Annotated in this window: 9 protein-coding genes; all 9 read right to left on the bottom strand. The window is 39.5% G+C overall.

Going from position 1 to position 18,172, the window contains the following annotated elements:
* Positions 1-58 precede the first annotated feature (58 nt).
* The gene (locus tag KTR07_RS05000; RefSeq protein WP_008767201.1) at positions 59-1,282 is read right to left on the bottom strand and encodes a DUF2264 domain-containing protein; all 1,224 of its coding nucleotides are present in this window, start codon (positions 1,280-1,282) and stop codon (positions 59-61) included.
* A 14-nt stretch (positions 1,283-1,296) separates the two neighbouring features.
* Positions 1,297-1,971 carry a DUF4998 domain-containing protein gene (locus tag KTR07_RS04995; RefSeq protein ID WP_008767202.1) on the bottom strand — a complete coding sequence of 225 codons (675 nt, stop codon included), beginning with the start codon at positions 1,969-1,971 and terminating at the stop codon, positions 1,297-1,299.
* A gap of 24 nt (positions 1,972-1,995) precedes the next feature.
* Entirely contained in the window at positions 1,996-3,210 is a 1,215-nt protein-coding gene (locus tag KTR07_RS04990; protein ID WP_008767203.1) for a DUF5000 domain-containing lipoprotein, read from the bottom strand.
* 19 nt (positions 3,211-3,229) lie between these two features.
* Positions 3,230-5,152 (bottom strand): RagB/SusD family nutrient uptake outer membrane protein, encoded by a 1,923-nt coding sequence (locus KTR07_RS04985; protein ID WP_008767204.1) that lies wholly within the window; start codon positions 5,150-5,152, stop codon positions 3,230-3,232.
* A 12-nt stretch (positions 5,153-5,164) separates the two neighbouring features.
* Positions 5,165-8,359 (bottom strand): TonB-dependent receptor, encoded by a 3,195-nt coding sequence (locus KTR07_RS04980; RefSeq protein WP_090612833.1) that lies wholly within the window; start codon positions 8,357-8,359, stop codon positions 5,165-5,167.
* Between the two features lie 17 nt (positions 8,360-8,376).
* On the bottom strand, positions 8,377-9,459 hold the full coding sequence (locus KTR07_RS04975; protein ID WP_055229186.1) for a glycoside hydrolase family 88 protein: 1,083 nt from the start codon (positions 9,457-9,459) through the stop codon (positions 8,377-8,379).
* Positions 9,460-9,490: 31 nt separating this feature from the next.
* Positions 9,491-11,305 carry a glycoside hydrolase family 2 protein gene (locus tag KTR07_RS04970; protein ID WP_113748063.1) on the bottom strand — a complete coding sequence of 605 codons (1,815 nt, stop codon included), beginning with the start codon at positions 11,303-11,305 and terminating at the stop codon, positions 9,491-9,493.
* 311 nt (positions 11,306-11,616) lie between these two features.
* Positions 11,617-15,633: a hybrid sensor histidine kinase/response regulator transcription factor gene (locus KTR07_RS04965; RefSeq protein WP_011108531.1), complete on the bottom strand. Its 4,017-nt coding sequence runs from the start codon at positions 15,631-15,633 to the stop codon at positions 11,617-11,619.
* Positions 15,634-15,732: 99 nt separating this feature from the next.
* Positions 15,733-17,793: an acetate--CoA ligase family protein gene (locus KTR07_RS04960; protein WP_016269009.1), complete on the bottom strand. Its 2,061-nt coding sequence runs from the start codon at positions 17,791-17,793 to the stop codon at positions 15,733-15,735.
* Positions 17,794-18,172: the final 379 nt, after the last annotated feature.

Below are 18,172 nucleotides of genomic sequence, written 5' to 3'. Positions count from 1 at the left end.
CTCAGAAGTTTATTTAGTTACATCTACTTTCTTTTCAATACTTCCCTAAGATTTAATCCTAGTTTTTAATAGAACCGTCCTTCTTTATATCTCGGCTCCCACTCCATATTTTGACTGAGGACCATTCTTCAGGTTTGGCCGTCCAAAACTCATCATCCGCTTGCAAACCTAAAGGTAGAAAAATAAACGTACACAGATAATTACTGCCTGTGGATACATATCTATCGGCTATCTCCGGTTGATGTCCACAGAATCCCAAGTTCAACCATCCGTCTTTATCAAATGTTCCCTTAATTAACTGTCTTTTCATCACCTTAGTCAATGCACAGCGTACCTGTGCTGGTTTGATATGTTCCGGTAATAATTTCATCCAGGAAACTTGAGCTAATACCTGAAAAGCCCCAAAACGATATCCCATCGACCTGCCCAACACAGGATAAGTACCTTCCGGAGAGATCATCTTTTCTTGTTGATCGGCATAACGGATCAATCGTTGTAACTGTACATCATAAAAATCGGCTCCTTCAACTTCATGCTTCTTCATAACTGACAATACATCTATCAACATAGGCTGGATCACATAACTATTATAATAATCCAGATGGAAGTTGCGTCCGTCACCATACCAGCCATCTCCTTTGTACCATTCTTTATGTCTTTTTAATGCATAATGAATCGGGTTCAATTCACATTCACCTGTAAATTCCAATAGAGCAGCCTCAATTGTAGCAGAAAACATCAACCAGTTAGATTCTGAGGCTTTGATTCTACGGGAAGCTTTCAGTTCTTTGATAATTCTCTCCTGAGTCACTTTATCCAACTTCGGCCAGATCTGATCCTTCGAACGTAATAACCCCTGTGCAAAAAAAGCCGCATCTACCAATGGTTGTCCACCAGGTCCATCAAAACGCATATAATCCGAAGAATCCGGATTCACAGCATTGGATATAGATTTCACCACCAGGTCAGTATATTTAGCACGGAGTTGTCCTTCTTTTGTGCCATCAGGAGGTAAGTTTAACCAAGCAGAAATGCCATTAAAGGAACGCCCTAAAGCTTCCAAATGTGTTACATTCTTTCTAGTATTGCCATTATTCAATCCATCAAAGGTTTCAACAGGCATGTTCTTTCTCAGAGTATTCTGACTCAAGTTTGTATAAAAAGGATCAATGATTTTAATCATTGTCTTCACCCAGTATTCACGGTCCTTGCCCGGTTTTGCCTGAGCAAAACCGGTAAACAATAACTGGACCAAATATAATAATATTACTACTTTACGCATTCTTTCTATCCTCTTTATTTAATTTCAAATTCATCCGATTCACTATAGAAATAATCGATAGCAGTTTCTTCCGGCAAATAAACAGAACGATAAATAATACGATCGCCTGCAAAATCATCTATCTTAATCTGCGTCTCGGGTGCTTTCAGAATCACCGTTTTATCCCCTCCATCAATGCTCGTATAAGTAATTTCGGAACCAAAGAAAGTCGGTTCAAGCGAAGCTGCAAAAGTAATGGTCAACACATCGTTTTTTAAAACTGCCGTCTTTACTTTTGTATTAAACAACAACTTCTCATAAACATCACCATATACAGTACAAGGAACTTCTGACATAATAGAAGAATTACCATGAGTATCATATGTGCAAACTTCAAATACATACGAACCTTCCGCCAAATCCTTCACTATAACCTGTGTTAGACCAGCCTTATCAGTTAATTGTAATTCAGTGGACCTCGTTCTGTTTTCCCAGAAGATTTTAGCTGTTTTAGCACGTGGATCAAGCAACTTCTGCCACTCAAGCATAGCTCGGTTACGTCCGGCATACGCTTTCAACGAATCCACTTTTCCTATATAAACAATAGGTCCTTCTTCAATAAACTCTTTATATGTTGCATCCATGCCATCACAAGACGCCAAAGTACCTATAAATAAAAATACAAGAGCAAAATTCTTAAATAGTCTCATAGCATTATTTCTTTTTACTTATTACTAATTATGCTTTGCACCGAAGAATGTTAGTTCGTGAAGATGCATGTAGCGTGTATTTCCCCAAGTGTTATTCGTCCTGAAACGAATGTAACGAACAGCAGGAGCATTATCCGGAATAATAAAATTCTCACCATTCTTTGCAGCTTCCTGATCTTCAGCTGTTAGAGCATCATTAACACCACCACCTGAAGGTTTCACTGATTCATATTCTGATAGCAATACCCACGAATCATCAAAGCTTCCATCCGGATTCGGATTAATACTTCCCCAAATTTCAAAATGTTTCGGATGACCAGCCTTGAACGTATTGCCATATTTACCCGGATAATAACGTGAAACCATCACAAAACGACTTAATTTATAATTCTCTCCCATATCAAAAGTAAACCATTGAGGCATTACCGTTGTCGTCTTAGTCTGAAAGCAGGGGTCTGCATCTGTTATTCCATCCCAAAGTCGTGTCATATCATTCCCTTTTGTGACCTCATTCCATGAATGGCATTCATAAGAGTCGGTCGGTAAAGCCATCTTTCTGAACAAAGACTTATCACATTGTTCTTCATAAAGAGGAGTTTCAGTTACATACAATGTATCCGAAAGGTGCCCCCATCTATCCCTGACAAATATACCAAAATCTGTAGTAACAGCATCAAGACCACGTACATAAAAATCTCCACCTTTAGCTTCAGTATAATGCATATATACCTGTGTCCAAATACCCTCTGCTTGTTTTTTTATAACGCCCAGTCCAAGTTTCGCTTTTTCCGGATTATCAAAATTCACTCTGATACCGCCAAATGTTTCGGCAGAAACCAATGTTCCACGAACTTTCTGATAAGGAGGTGTATCAGGATTCACTTTCACGACTAACGGAGAAGACACAACCTCACCATAACTAACAGAATAAAGCTCAATATCATATTCCCCCTTAGTCGGGAAACCTTCCACTACCAAAGAATCTGTGTAGAAAGAAGCATTAACTGTGCGGACCATGTTATCAACCTTATAACTGGCCCTAACATATTTCAGATTCTGATCATCCGGTAAGTCATAATAGATAATTGCCGCACCAGGCAGATTCTTTACCGTTGCGTTCAACACCTGTGCCGGAGGCGTTGTACTTCCTGCCGGTTCATTCAAATCAGCATTATCAGCACAAGCAGCTAAAGCCACTCCTATATAAAGCAAACCATATTTATATAATTTCTTCTTCATAACGTCTTAAATTTAAAGTTTACCACCCATAATTCTGTACCAGATTTTTATTCGAATATAATTCTTTATCTAATATCGGCCAGAAATAGTTTCTTATTCTGAATTCTTGAGCATAAATCAATTGTTCTGTATAGTAATCCTCATTTGTACTATATTGAGTATTCCATCCTGTAATAGGCTTATTTTGTTCCTGATATGCCAACTTCCATCGACGCAAATCCCAGAACCTCTGAGCTTCAAAGGCTAACTCAATACCCCGTTCTTGCTGGATAATCTCACGTCTGCCGTCTACTGTTTCATATTTCTTGTTATTCGTGTATGTATCCCAACTCTCTTCTACTCCTTCCAAACCTGCTCTTTCTCTGATCAAGTCGACCCAGGTCAGAACATCTGTTTTAGAAGCACCACTCTCATTCAAAGCCTCGGCATACAACAAGTATAAGTTTCCTAATCTCATCACTGGGAATGGATAAGTAATCTTGGTAAACCCACTAGTCTGTCCTACAACACTTTTAAAGTGAACTAGTTTTTTAGGCCATATACCAGTTTCATTCCATGAGTTTGATATCTGATTAGCAGCAGACTGTCCTTGCTTACATTGTACATAAATCGGCTTCGTTTCATCCGTTACACCCTGACCGAACCAAACTGCACCGTCAAATCCTAAACTTGCATAGTAGCGAACTTCTCTGTCAAAATTGATACTGGCTGTTGTATATCCTTCTTTTATAAAGTATTTATCATCAGATGTTGCCTTTCTCAATTCTAAGCGATCATCATAGTTCCAGGTTTTATCTTCCGTGATAGGTACTCCATTTTTTGTGTAGAATAAATCAGCTATTTTCAGAGGAACAGCCAGATTACCACCAACACTTGCATTCCCTTCTTTTCCTGGTTCCAAACCGCGTGGAATCGCATGATCCTGCAATTGACCGATAATACTATTTGAATTAGCCCAGATAATTTCCTGATTCCATTTCTCTGTTACAATATTACGGATATTCATTTTTGCCCGTGTCTGATCAGATATAGTGTACTCAAGAGAAGTATATTTATATAAATCATGTCCCTGAGCCTTTAAAAATTCAATAGCTTGTTTACATGCTTCTGCTGCATCTATCCAACGTTGCTTCTTATCTTGTTCCGATTTGTTAGGATTAAAGATCTCAATGCCCCTTGAATCGGTATATCCTTTATAATCCGCGTTTCCATTAAATAAAGGACTGGCAGCAGTTACCATCACCTCTGCTCTTATAGCCATTGCAATTCCTTGAGTAATTCGTCCCAGTTCTTCCGCCTCATTCATTATCTTATCTGGTAAATGGTTGCTGTCGATAATTTCAGTCAATGTGTTAATCACATAATCAAAACATTCATCTATTGTATTTCTAAAGACCTTTACCTCTTCTTCACCAGCATTCACCGGAATATTCTGGTCCATAATAGGAATCGGACCATACATCCTGATCAACCAATAATGATAATAGGCTTTCAGAAAACGCACTTCAGCCGCCCAACGATCCTTTTCAGCCTGTGTCATATCAGGCACCTTCTGGATATTCTCTAAAAAAATATTACAGTCACTGATTCCCTGATATAAAGACTTGTTGTTTTGCTGATCGGCTCCCGTCCAGTAATCACAACGCGGTCTTGCCGAACTTTGCATATTATGTGAAATATACCAGGCATGCACGTGTGCTGCACTACGGAAAGACTCCGTAATATACAATTCATCACCACCGGCAATCGCAGGATTTGCCTCCAATAGTCCATGAGCTGGAAGATAGTAATAACAGGTAAACAGATATTTCTCTGCTTGCGCTCTCATTGTAAATGCATTATCGATTGTGGCGATATCATCCGGAACGATATCCAGAAATGAATCACAGGAGGATAAAACGATAATCAAACAATTCAATATTAATAATTGTAATTTTTTCATTTTATATCAGATTTAGAATGTTAAATTTAGTCCAACATTATATACTCTCTGCACAGGGTAACCTAAACCGGCACCTGCCATTTCAGGATCCCAAAGTTTAAACTTGCTGAAGCACAATAAGTTGTTTCCTGTAACATAGAATCGAAGATTCTTAATACCGACTTTATTAGTTACCTTTTCAGGAATCGTATATCCGATTTCTAACTGTTTCAGACGCAAGAACGAACCATCACGCATGAACCATGTGCTCGTTTTACTATTATTTTCAATAGAAGTCGGGCTTAATCTCGGCCACACAGCATACGCATCTCTATTATCTTCCGACCAATGACTATCTGCAATAAACTTAGCAAGTGCATTATGGCCTACCCTATTTCCTACAACTTTCGTATCAACTGTATTAAAATACGGAGAAACATTATTATAGTCAATCCAGAATGATTCTCTGGCCAATCCTTGGAAGAATACAGATATATCCCAATTCTTATATCCATAAGATGCACCAAAACCATATACAATTTCCGGCTCTTTCGGATATCCGATAGGTACTTGGTCGAGATCAGTAATCTTTCCGTCCTTATTTACGTCACGATATTTAATATCACCCGCACCATATTCTCCGAATTGTACAGGAGAGTTAGCCACTTCGTTATCGTCTACAAACAAACCTTCTGCAATATATCCCCAAGTTTGATTGGTAGGATAACCGACTTTTTGTTTCCACCATGCTCCCGGATATTCATAGTCTTCGTACACCATATATTCGCTAGTTGCATAAGTAAAGTTTCCTCTCAACTGCAACCATGATTTGTTTGCAAAATATTTATTATAGTCCAGTGATAAGTCAACGCCACTTCCTTTAGCTTCACCTAAGTTTGCATAAGGCTGCACCCAAAGTCCCATAGATGCCGGAATAGAAGCGCGTTGCTGCAAAATACTCTTACGGCGTTCTGTATAGTACTCGGCTGTCACATTCAAGTCATCAAACAGAGTAAATTCAAGTGCAAAGTTGGTCTTAGCAGATTTTTCCCATGTAATTTCAGGATCAGAATAACGTTTCACTGAGATACCATCACGATGATAATCAAAGTTATATCCGAAATTTGCTCCATATTTACTATCATTCATGTTAATATCGGACAGATACAAGAAACGCCCACTTCCGATAGCATCATTACCGACTATACCATAAGAAGCTCTCAACTTCAATTTTGACACAACACTTTTAAACGGGTCCCAAAAAGATTCATTAGAAACAACCCATGCCAGACCAGCAGAAGGGAAGAAGCCAAATCGTTTACTTTTATGAAAGCGTTCAGAACCATTATAACCAAAGTTGAACTCTGCAAAATAACGATTATTATATGCATAAGTGAAACGACCGGATAAACCGACATTGCGATAAGGCAAAGATGCCTGAAGCGAGCCTGCATTTGGCTGAAGATTATTTCTCAACTGATAAACCAACAATCCGCCTACTCCGTGTTTTCCAAAGTCACGATTATAATTCAATGCTGCTTCAATATACATATTGGCTGTAATGCTTTTGCCTCCCGGATCATAAATCAAATACTCCGAACCTTCATCCGGATTGATAATATCAATAGCATAATCACCAGTCAGATAATCATAATTAGTCATCTTATAATAATACGGATTCAGCTTACGTGAAACATCATAACTGGAAATACGGGAAGTATTGAACAATAAGCGGGCGGATAAACCTTCTGTCAAGAATTTCAAGTCTTGCTTTACTTCAAACTGTGCACTCAAGTTAGAACGTCCTGATTCTTTATATCCTCTTACCATTTCTGCATATGGATTCAGATACTGTCCATTTTCAGCATTACCAAACAAAGTATGCTTAGTGTATGCATGAGCCTCATCTTTGGGATATTTGGCAGGAAACAATACCGGGTTACTTTTCATAATCAGATTATACATAGCAGAACCACCATACAATGGACCATTATAATCATCAAATACACCACTTAAACGAACAATCAATTCTGTAGTTTTAGTAGCATTAATATTCACATTAGAGCGAAGAGTATAAACTCTCTGTTTAATATTATTATTAAAATTACTATTCTTATCAACCTCCAGAATACCATTATCCTGACTATAGGAAGCTGCCACATAATAACGTGCCACATCGCCACCACCTGTAATATTCAAGTTTACACGCTGGTTCATCGTAAAGTCCTTCAATAATTCCTTTCTCCAGTCCGTAGCCGGATAAATCACAGAACCGGAGCCAGATACAGTATTGTCTATTTTCTCTTCGGAGTACATCAACGGCGCTAACGGATTACGTGTCAAATAGGCCTCATTGTGCAGACGCATATAAGTAACAGGATCTGCCAACTCAATCTCCTGAGTTGGAGCAGATATTGAATTCTCAACTCTCAAGCTTAATCGCGCCTTACCTTTCTGACCTTCTTTTGTCTTGACCAAGATAACTCCATTCGCACCACGAGCACCGTAAAGCGCTGTAGCAGTAGCATCCTTCATAATAGAAAAACTAGCGATATCATCAGGCTGCAAACGGGCTAAGTCAGTAGAAGTCAATTCAATACCATCAATTAAGATTAAAGGGTCCTTTTTATAACCGAAAGTAGTAACACCACGAACGAAGAAAGAAGCATCATCTACACCGGGTTCACCTGTTCTTTGATAAGAAATCACACCAGCAATACGTCCGGCAAGTGCATTGGTCAAGTTACTCGACGGAGTTTTCAGTTCTGCAACTTTTACCGTTGAAATAGCTCCGATAACGCTTTCCTTTTTCTGTGTACCGAAAGCCACAACCTCAACTCCCTCCAGCATCTGGGAATCTTCATACAAGATTGCATTTATCGTTGTTTCACTCCCTACTGTTTTAGTCAGTTTCACATAACCGACATAACTAAATTCCAGAATAGCGCCTTTAGAAACGTTAGCTAATGTATAATTACCATCCAAATCAGTCACGACTCCGGTAGTCGATCCCTTCACCAATACAGACGCACCAATAATAGGTTCTCCATCTGTACCCAAAACCTTACCTTTAATCGTCATTCCTTTCTTTTGCTGCTGAACAGTCTGGATATCGTCAGCTGCATACACAACAGATACAGAAAGAAAAGAAAAAGCTGCCAGACATACGCCGGCGATCCATAGCCGCCTTTTCAGGCATGCACTTAAATCTCTTGTTTTTGTTTTCATAATTATTAATAAAAAGGTTATTTCATTTTCAACATTTCAATACCAGCCATCAGAAATGCACCAACACCATACACTTCGGTCATGTCTTTAGTGACTTGTTCGGGAGCAGCGCTGACAGGCTGAACATATCCAAGCATACCATCCTCATGAACATAGCTCTTCAATGCTTTCCATCCCTTTTGAGCAGCTTTCTTGTACTTCTTACCTTTCAGTATCCCCTGATTAATTCCCCATCCCAAACCATAGACAAAGAACCCGGAAGCACTGTTTTCCGGCGAGGGATACGATTCAGGATCAAGCATACTCGCATGCCAAGAACCATTCTTATCCTGGCATTTGATGACGGATGAAGCCATCTCTTTGTAGATATTCAGATAATAATTATAAGTCGGATGCTCTTTGGGAAGTGTTTGTAATAACAAAGGCAGTCCGGCAAATACCCAACCATTACCTCTACCCCAAAACACTTTCTCACCATTCTTCTCCTTTTTCGGGATGTACCTTCTGTCACGGTAGTACAATCCTGCATCAGCGTCATATAAGGAATCTGTAGCTTCTCTAAACTCACGGTCCATAAAATCCAAATAGTTTTTTTCAGGATGCAGTTTGTTCAACTGTCCATAGACAGGAGGAGCCATAAATAAAGCATCACACCATGACCAACGCTCCGACCAGTTTTTTGCACCCAACCATAAACGAGCTTTCGAAGGCTTAGCCACTATCGAATCTACACGTGCGATAGTAGGCTGAATCATTACCGGATCATGATACTTCTCATACATACGGATATACATCTGTGCTATCACAAGATCATCCGCATGGTAGAGCCTTTTCAAGAATCCCCAACGATGCTTTTTCCCAATCTGCATCAGAAAGTCATAATAGCGGGAATCTTGTGTGTAGTCTGCCCATTCCACCATGCCACGAAACAAAACGCCATTAGTCCATGCAAGATCATGATGCTTTACTTTCGTCTGATGATCGATCTGCCACATGGCAACTTTGTCGATTAATGCGCGGTCCTGGTCTTTCTTACTTCTAGCATCAACAGTCGTAAAGACTGCAAACAAGGTTAAAATCAAAATTAGTGTCTTTCTCATAAGTATAATATATAGTTTTGCTATTTAGTTGTTATTTTAAAGAATTGCAAATCTCTGTGTTCATCTTCTTCAATTTTGACTCATCGAGTTTTATCACTTTACGGTCATAAGTCATTAAACCATTTACTTCAACTTCAACATCAGTAGTTTGTGTATAGACAGCTGCAGAAAATCCACGGGAAATCATATCTTTCAGTATTCCGGCATATTTCAGATATTCTGCTGTAGCTTCTGCGGAAGTATTGAACTGGATATATCCCCAATTACGATTCGGCTCCCAGAGATGATCTTTCAACACCAGGCCGATACCTCCGTATTCGCCTAAAACAGTAGCCCTTTGCGCATCATACAGAAACATTTCCGGTCCCGGATAGTGATGCAGATCAAGCATATCACCACATGTATAATGATTGCCTCCACTTGCCGGATTTACCAACCGGGAAGGGTCATATTGCTTTGTCCATTCGGCAATTTCCCGTGTCTTGAATTGTCCCCATGCTTCATTGAAAGGTACCCAAGTACCAATACAAGGATAAGAATAAAGACAATCAATCACTTCCTTCCATTCTTTACGATACGTCTCTTCCGATTCAGCAGAACGAGTCAACTCCGTTCCCTCAAAATATTTTCGGTTTTGCCACTCCGGGCTTTTATCTCCACTAGGCATATCCTGCCATACGATAAGCCCTATCTGGTCACAGTAAGTATACCAACGTGCAGGTTCTACTTTGATATGTTTACGAATCATATTGAAACCAAAATCCTTAGTTTTCTCAATGTCATAGCGTAGAGCTTCATCTGTAGGAGCCGTATATAATCCGTCCGGCCACCAGCCCTGATCTAAAGGACCAAACTGGAACAAGTCTTTATTATTCAACTGTAAACGCACAATACCATGTTCATCTCTTTTCATCGAATACTTGCGCATAGCAACATAGCTTTTTATTTGATCCACCAGTTTCCCCGCAGAAATCAAAGATACTTCCATCTGATACAGAAAAGGACTATCCGGCGACCAGAGCTTTGCATCAGCAGGCATGGGAATCTCAACCGGCAAACCATTTATAGAGGTTCCCATAGCCACCAGATGCTTTCCATCAAACACTTTTACCTCCAGCCTATCCGACTGTCTATTGCTATCCGTTTCAACTTTTACCTTTATCTTATTTGTATCTATGTCGGGAGTTGTCTTTACACCTGCAATATAATGCTCGGACACCGGTTCCAGCCACACAGTCTGCCATATACCGCTTACCGGAGTATACCAGATGCCACGAGGGTTACTAACTTGCTTTCCCCGAGGTTGAAATCCTTTATCTGTAGGGTCCCAGACTTTAACCGTCAGGGTATTCGTTGATTTCTCCAAAGCTTCAGTCACATCAAAAGTAAACGGAGTAAAACCACCGGTATGTTCACCTACTTTTATATTGTTTACCCACACTTCAGTTTTCCAATCTACTGCGCCAAAATGGAGCAATACTCTCTTGCCTCTCCAACTGGAAGGAATATTAAATACACGTTGGTACCATAATTCTTTTTCCATCCCCAAAGTTTTTCCTACACCGGAAAGACTTGATTCAATAGCAAAAGGAACTAATATCTTTCCATCAAACGTAGTCGGAGCAGATTGTCCTAAAGGTAATACGGCATAGTTCCATAGCCCATTCAGATTCTGCCAATCCGAACGTTCCATAATAGGACGCGGATATTCCGGCAATACATTATTCACATCGACCTTTTCTGCCCAAAAAGTTCTGATTTTATCTCCCGCAGGTTTCCACTGCGCCAATAAAATTTGAGAAGAGAATAAAAGAACTGTACCCAAAAGTGTTAAATGTTTGATCATATATAATTAGATTATTGTTTCGACTGATTGACACAGGCAAAATTAGCGGATGAGATAGTTTTTGGGTAATATAAATATCCCAATAAATCGCAATAATGTCTCAAATAGAAGAAAGAATAGCAAATCTATACCAAATGAAACAGGAATGAGATAATTGTTTCATATACCACATAAAAGCACATAAAATATTGCAATAAAAAAAGAGGCAGATAAGCTATATATACGCAATATGCAGGATCTATATGCCCTGTACATTGTGTATATATGCGCAATGCAACGGGGATATATATCCTGCATGTACGAGATACTATCTAACCGGCAAAGTCTTTCGGCAATACTCCAAACTGTTTCTGGAAACATTTAGAAAAATAGGAAGGCGAGTTAAAACCTACCATATAACAAATCTCATTCACACGCCCATTCCCCTCTTTCAATAATTGGGCAGCTCGTTTCAACCTTTCCAGCCGCAAGTATTCATTCGGGCTCAGATCAAGTACTCCTTTTATTTTCCGATAAAAATTAGAGCGACTCATATTCAATGAATCGACTATATCATCCATACTAAAATCAGGATTATGAAAGTTACCCTGAATGATTTCATTTAGTTTTTTCATAAATTCTTCATCAGCTTTTGTCAAAGCCATCGTATTGGCCGCAACAAAAGGCGATTGTGCAAAAGCCTGACGCAGTTTCTCACGACTATTAATCAGATTGGCGATGCAAGCCTGTAGATATTCAACAGAGAAAGGTTTTTCAATATACGCATCCGCCCCTAATTCCAATCCCTCTATCTTAGATTGAATATTTGTTTTAGCAGTAAGCAGAATCACCGGAATATGACTATAATCCAGTTTAGACTTAACCACCTTGCACAACTCAAATCCATCCATACGAGGCATTACAACATCACTTACCACCAATGTGACTTCCTGATTATCCAGCACTTCCAATGCTTCCAATCCATCTTTTGCAGTCAAAACGATGTAATTATCTTCCAATTGACGAACAACAAAAGACAGCATATCCTGATTATCATCCGCTACCAGTATTACAGGCCTATTTGTCTTACTTTCCCCCTGTTCTATCCGACGTTCTACCGTTTTACTCTCTTCCACAGATTTATGTTCTGAAGCTAGTTTTATCACACTATCCTGTTCTACAGGCAGCGACAAACAAAAAACGTTGGCTTCTTCACTTTCCAACATCGTCAAGTTTCCCCGATGCAATTCAGCCAATGAACGCGAAAGAGCCAATCCAATTCCCGTTCCGGTAGTAACTTTACCATCTTCCTTCTCATTGAAGCGAACAAAAGGTTTAAAAATCTCTTCCTTCATTTCATTCGGGATAATAACTCCGTCATTCACAGAACGAATATAAAACATCTTATTTTCTCCCGTCCCATTTATTTCCAAGTACACATGCACATACGTTTCTGCATATTTCACAGCATTATTCAGCAGATTACTAACAATTTTAGTAAATGCCTCCTTATTTACATGAGCATAGAAATCCTGTACCGGTACATTTAGAATGAAATCCAATTCTCTTTGCTTCGCCAAAGAAGTAAAACGTTTATGAGTTTCTTTCAATACCTCCGTAATATTACATTCAGCAAAGTTCAATCGGAAACCCTGACTCTCCGTCTTGCGGAAATCCAACAATTGGTTCGTCAGACTTAGTAGCCGTTCTGTGTTCTGCTTCATTATATTCAAGTCTTCACGCGTCTCCGAGTCCACTGACTTTTTCAAAAGAATATTTTCCAACGGACCATTAATCAACGTCAAAGGAGTACGTATCTCGTGTGCTACATTAGTGAAAAAATCTATTTTGGCATTATACACTTCCCGTTCCTTTTCCTGCTCAAATTTCTCCATTTGACGACGATGTTTTCTATTGGTGCGACGCTTAAAATAAAGAACCAAATAGACAGAACATCCAATAATCAAAAGTACATAAATGCAATAAGCCCAAACAGAAAGATAAAAAGGAGGTAGAATCTGGATACTTAACGAGATTTCATTACTATTCCATACACCATTGCTATTGGCGGCCTTTACCCGAAATATATAATGACCATAACGCAGATTAGAATAAGTTATCAGCGGGCTTTCGCCTACAGATAGCCACTCATCGTCAAATCCTTCTAATTTATACTTCAATTTATTCATTCTCGGAGCTTGATATCCTAGAGCTGAAATACGAAAAGAGAAGGAGTTCTGATCAGCCCGAAGTACTATCTTATCAGAGAAAGTTATACTCTTTTCCAAAGGAGAATTTGGTTCATCTGCATACACTTCCTTATTAAACAACAGAAAATCAGTTATTACTACTGTAGGAAGATTCTTATTCTCTGAGAAATCTTTAGGATTAAAAGCGATAAAACCGTCAATCCCCCCAAAGTAAATCATTCCATTCTCATCTTCAAAACTAGAGCGATAGTTGAACTGATCTCCCAACAAGCCATTCGCAGTAGTATACACTTTCATAGCCTCAGTATTTGGCTGGAAACAAACCAGACCATTATTGGTTGTCAGCCATAGCTGCCCTTCTTTATCTTCTACAATCTGATAAACAACATCACTAGGCAATCCATTAGTAGAGTTATAACTCGTAAAAGTCTCCGACTCCGGATGAAATATACAGAATCCTCCCCCTTGAGTCGTCAACCAGATTTGACGATGGGAATCTTCAAAAACACTCGATACTTTATTATACGGAAGACTTGTATTATCTTTATCATCATGCACATAGTTCTTCCATTTCCGATCGTTCACATTATAACAATATACTCCGTTAGCATAAGTTGCCAACCAGATATTACCGGCAGAATCTTCTTTTATATCATATATAAATTTCCCGTTTAGTTCCGGTATGCGATCAAAGTCATCCGATTGCTTATTGTATCGTACCAACCCAAACATAGTTCCCAAATAAATATCACCTGTAGCTGTTTTACAGATTGCAAAAATGCTATTATCAATCAAAGAACGGGGAGAATCATTTTTTTGATATGTTTTTAAAACAACACCTGAACGGGTGTCTATCACCTTTAGCCCCTTAGAGAATGTACCTACCCAAAGTTTATCATCCACTAAACAAAGCCCATGTATATTCGTAAATCCTGCACTAGGAGCAAAAAAAGAAAAGTCTTTCGTTTTCAGATTGAAACGATTTAATCCACCATCCTCAGTACCAATCCATAATATACCTTGACTATCCCGACAAAATTCACGTACCCGCTTACCATGCAGACTATTTTCTATTCCTTTCGGATAATACTTCTCAAAATAAGTATACGAACGAGGATAGTAATTTACTCCTCCAAAATATGAACCAATCCATATCCCATCTTCACGGTCCTTACAAAACGAATAAATAGCATTGTCTGATAAAGAATAAGGATCATATTCGGAACTACGCAAATGCGTATACTTTTCCGTACGAAGATTATAAATATAAACACCTGATTCCGTCCCTATCCACAACTCATTATCAGTATAGACAAGTAGAGTCCGACAATAAATAGCCTCATTATTCTCATCTTTCAGCAACAGGTCCCTCAATTTGCCCGAAGTCAAATTCAGTTCTTTCACCCCTCCTTTTAAGGAACTGATATATAAACAATTGTATGCCCCTAATACTATTTTACTAACAACATCATCATTATAAGTTTCTTCATTATCAACAGGTGACAGATAGGGGTGAAGAGTTTTCAAATTATCTTTCGAATAAAATAGTCCATCTCCGTAGAATCCAATCCATATAGTACCGCTATTATCAACTGTCAAACATTTCACGTTAGTAGAGACCAATGAATGTTCTGTCAAAATATAGTTCCGTAAACTTTGTTCTTTTAAGTCATAACAAAATAGATTTTGCGCCTCCGAAGCTATCCAGATACGTCCTTGCCTGTCCCCTGAAATCATGGCAACAGCGCGTTCTATCCTTGTATTTCTATCACTTAATTCTACAAAATGACGAAAAGTATCTTTTTCAGGATAGTAGATATATACTCCTACGTCTGTCCCTATCCATATATTTCCCTCAACATCTTCATAAAGAGAAGTCACAAAATTATTACCGAGACTTCGCGGATTGGTTCTATCATATTTAAAATGCCGGAACGATACACCATCATATCTGTCCAATCCATCTTTTGTACCAAACCACATAAAGCCTTTCGAATCCTGCAAGATAGCACTTACTGTATTTTGCGACAATCCATTCTGGCTACTAAGACTCTTAAAATAATAATTCTCATCTACGGTCTGTGCACGGCAAATAAGACCAATTATTAAGGCAACAAACGTTATAATATTTTTTTTCATATATTCAGTTTTATAAGGCTCCTTTATTCAACTAATCAAATGTAGACAAAATAACAACTGAATAATAGAAAATATGTCCCAATGAATAGAAAAATAGTCCTATTTTTCTATTCGGATACGCGCATCCACCGCTATAACCGCCTTCTCAGTGGCCAGGAGCGGGTTTATATCCATTTCTTTAATTTCTGTTGCAAACCGGAGCAAGGTAGACAAACGAACGATAATCTCAGCAAATTTATCCTCGTTTACTCCTTTTTGTCCACGTGTTCCCTGGATAATTTTATAGGCACGCAAGGAGCGAATCATTGAATAAGCCTCTTCATAAGAAAGGGGCGCCAAGCCGGAAGATACATCTTTCAAAACTTCCACAAAAATGCCCCCCAAACCGCAAAGTACCACGTGCCCGAACTTTTCTTCATATTTTGCACCAATAAAAAGTTCCGTGCCTTTGAGCATAGGTTGAACCATGATCGCTTTTGCATCGGGAATCTGCATCATACGGTCAAATTCAAGTGCCAGATGCTGTTCCCCTTTAATGTTCAGTACTACGCCGCCGACATCCGATTTATGTACAGGACCTACTACTTTGGCTACTACCGGGAATCCACATCGACGGGCAAAATCCACGACTTCCTCCTTTTTATTGGAAACAAATTCATCGACCAATGAAATACCGGCTGCGTGCAGCAATGCCTGCACATAATGAGGTTCGATGTATCCATTCTCCGGGATGGAATCAATGATACGACGGATTCTCGGTACATCGACTCCGAACAGTTCAATCTCAGGCACCGCCGGCTTCGGGGCGTTGACAATACGGGACAGTGCAGTTCCCAAAGTCACTTCGTCGGAAAAGTTCACGTGTCCTTTGGCAAGGAATGCCGCCACTTCCGCTCCTGCTGTATTGATGGAGGGAAGAACAGGGAATATAGGCTTATGACAGGTCTGCATCTTTTCATGAAGGACATCGTACATTTCAAACATGGTCACCAGTCCGGGGGTGCCGAAGATAGCCAGGATAGCATCTATATTGTCTAATTTTTCTTCGCAATAGTCGATGCAGATACGCAAATGATCCGGTGTACCGGTGGCAAGGATGTCAATCGGATTTCCTACGGAAGCTCCGGGAAAGAGTTGGGCTTTCAGTTCTTCCGCCAGTTCACCTTCCAGCTTAGGGACATTCAGTCCGCCTTTGCTCAAAGCATCCGTCAGCATTACTCCCGGACCTCCGGCATGAGTAATGATGGCAAAGTTCTTCCCTTTCAGTTCGGGGAGGGTGAAGATACAACCAACGGTAGTCAGCTCTTCGCGGGAAAAGCAACGCACGATTCCGGCTTTACGGAACAGCGCCTCTACAGCCGAATCGGAACTGGCAATCGCTCCTGTATGTGAAGAAGCCGCCCGACTTCCGCTTTCCGAACTTCCTGCTTTTATCGCTGCAATCTTACAACCTTTCCTTATTAATGAAGAGGCATGGAAGAGCAATCTGTCCGGATTGTGAATACTTTCAATATAGAGTAACTTGATACGGGAATCTTTCTCCGGATCAAAATTCTCGTCCATAAATTGCAGCACATCTTCCACACCAATCTGCTTGGCATTTCCTACCGACCAGACAGAATTGAACTGCAATCCTTTTGTCACCGCACTTTCAAGAATAAAGACCGCCGTAGCACCGGAGCTGGAGATCAGATCGACTCCTTTTGAGTTCAAGTTCGGAATAGGCTGGCTGAAGACGCTATGATGCCATGTATTCATCAGTCCGATGCAGTTCGGACCAATCAGTGAAGCACCGTATTTGTTGACAGTTTCCAGTATACGTTCTTCCAACAGCGCTCCTTCGCGTGTCTCTTCACCAAATCCGGCAGAGAGTATGATAAATGCCCGCGTCTGCTTCTCGCTTGCCAGTGTCTCTACTATATCTGGACACATCACAGCCGGAACAGCCAACACAGCCAAATCGGTATCAGGCAATTCTTTTACATCTGCAAAGGCAGGAACTCCCTGCACTTCTGTCTCCTTCGGGTTCACAGCCCGGAGTTCTCCCTGATAACCTCCGTTTATCAGATTCTTCAATATAGCGCCACCCGGCTTATGTACATTATTCGAAGCCCCTACTACAACTATACTCTCGGGACGAAGCAACTGGGTTGTTATCATATCATACACTGGTTTTCGTTTAAACTAGGATACAAATATATTCTTTCCTGCGAGAAAAAAGAAAGAAAAAGAGGAGAATTATGGGTGGAAGTTTTTAGAAACAGAAGAAAACATTTGGGTTATGCTATCATAAGCTAACTTTTTGGTCAGTTCATGTTCATTCACTACAATCCTGTTATTTCCATAGCTCTATCTTGATATCAATCAATTACTGTTTTTTTCTAAAAGAAAAGAAGACAATATCAAGGTTCAATATAGTTGTTATTAAAATGAAAGACAGCACTAGTAGAATTAACTGAAATGCCCTAATATAGTTAACTTTATTTAGCCAATCCATATCAGGGCAAACAGAAACGGCATAAACTTTACTTATACAAAT

This window comes from Bacteroides sp. MSK.20.82, assembly GCF_019052485.1.
GTDB classification, from domain to species: Bacteria; Bacteroidota; Bacteroidia; order Bacteroidales; family Bacteroidaceae; genus Bacteroides; species Bacteroides thetaiotaomicron.
This window is presented reverse-complemented; position numbering and strand designations above follow the sequence as displayed.

Excerpts from the sequence above, each read along its gene's own strand:
- KTR07_RS04980 (WP_090612833.1), bottom strand. The coding sequence starts at position 8,359 with ATGAAAACAAAAACAAGAGATTTAAGTGCATGCCTGAAAAGGCGGCTA.
- KTR07_RS04985 (WP_008767204.1), bottom strand. The coding sequence starts at position 5,152 with ATGAAAAAATTACAATTATTAATATTGAATTGTTTGATTATCGTTTTA.
- KTR07_RS04990 (WP_008767203.1), bottom strand. The coding sequence starts at position 3,210 with ATGAAGAAGAAATTATATAAATATGGTTTGCTTTATATAGGAGTGGCT.
- KTR07_RS05000 (WP_008767201.1), bottom strand. The coding sequence starts at position 1,282 with ATGCGTAAAGTAGTAATATTATTATATTTGGTCCAGTTATTGTTTACC.
- KTR07_RS04965 (WP_011108531.1), bottom strand. The coding sequence starts at position 15,633 with ATGAAAAAAAATATTATAACGTTTGTTGCCTTAATAATTGGTCTTATT.
- KTR07_RS04975 (WP_055229186.1), bottom strand. The coding sequence starts at position 9,459 with ATGAGAAAGACACTAATTTTGATTTTAACCTTGTTTGCAGTCTTTACG.
- KTR07_RS04970 (WP_113748063.1), bottom strand. The coding sequence starts at position 11,305 with ATGATCAAACATTTAACACTTTTGGGTACAGTTCTTTTATTCTCTTCT.
- KTR07_RS04960 (WP_016269009.1), bottom strand. The coding sequence starts at position 17,793 with ATGATAACAACCCAGTTGCTTCGTCCCGAGAGTATAGTTGTAGTAGGG.
- KTR07_RS04995 (WP_008767202.1), bottom strand. The coding sequence starts at position 1,971 with ATGAGACTATTTAAGAATTTTGCTCTTGTATTTTTATTTATAGGTACT.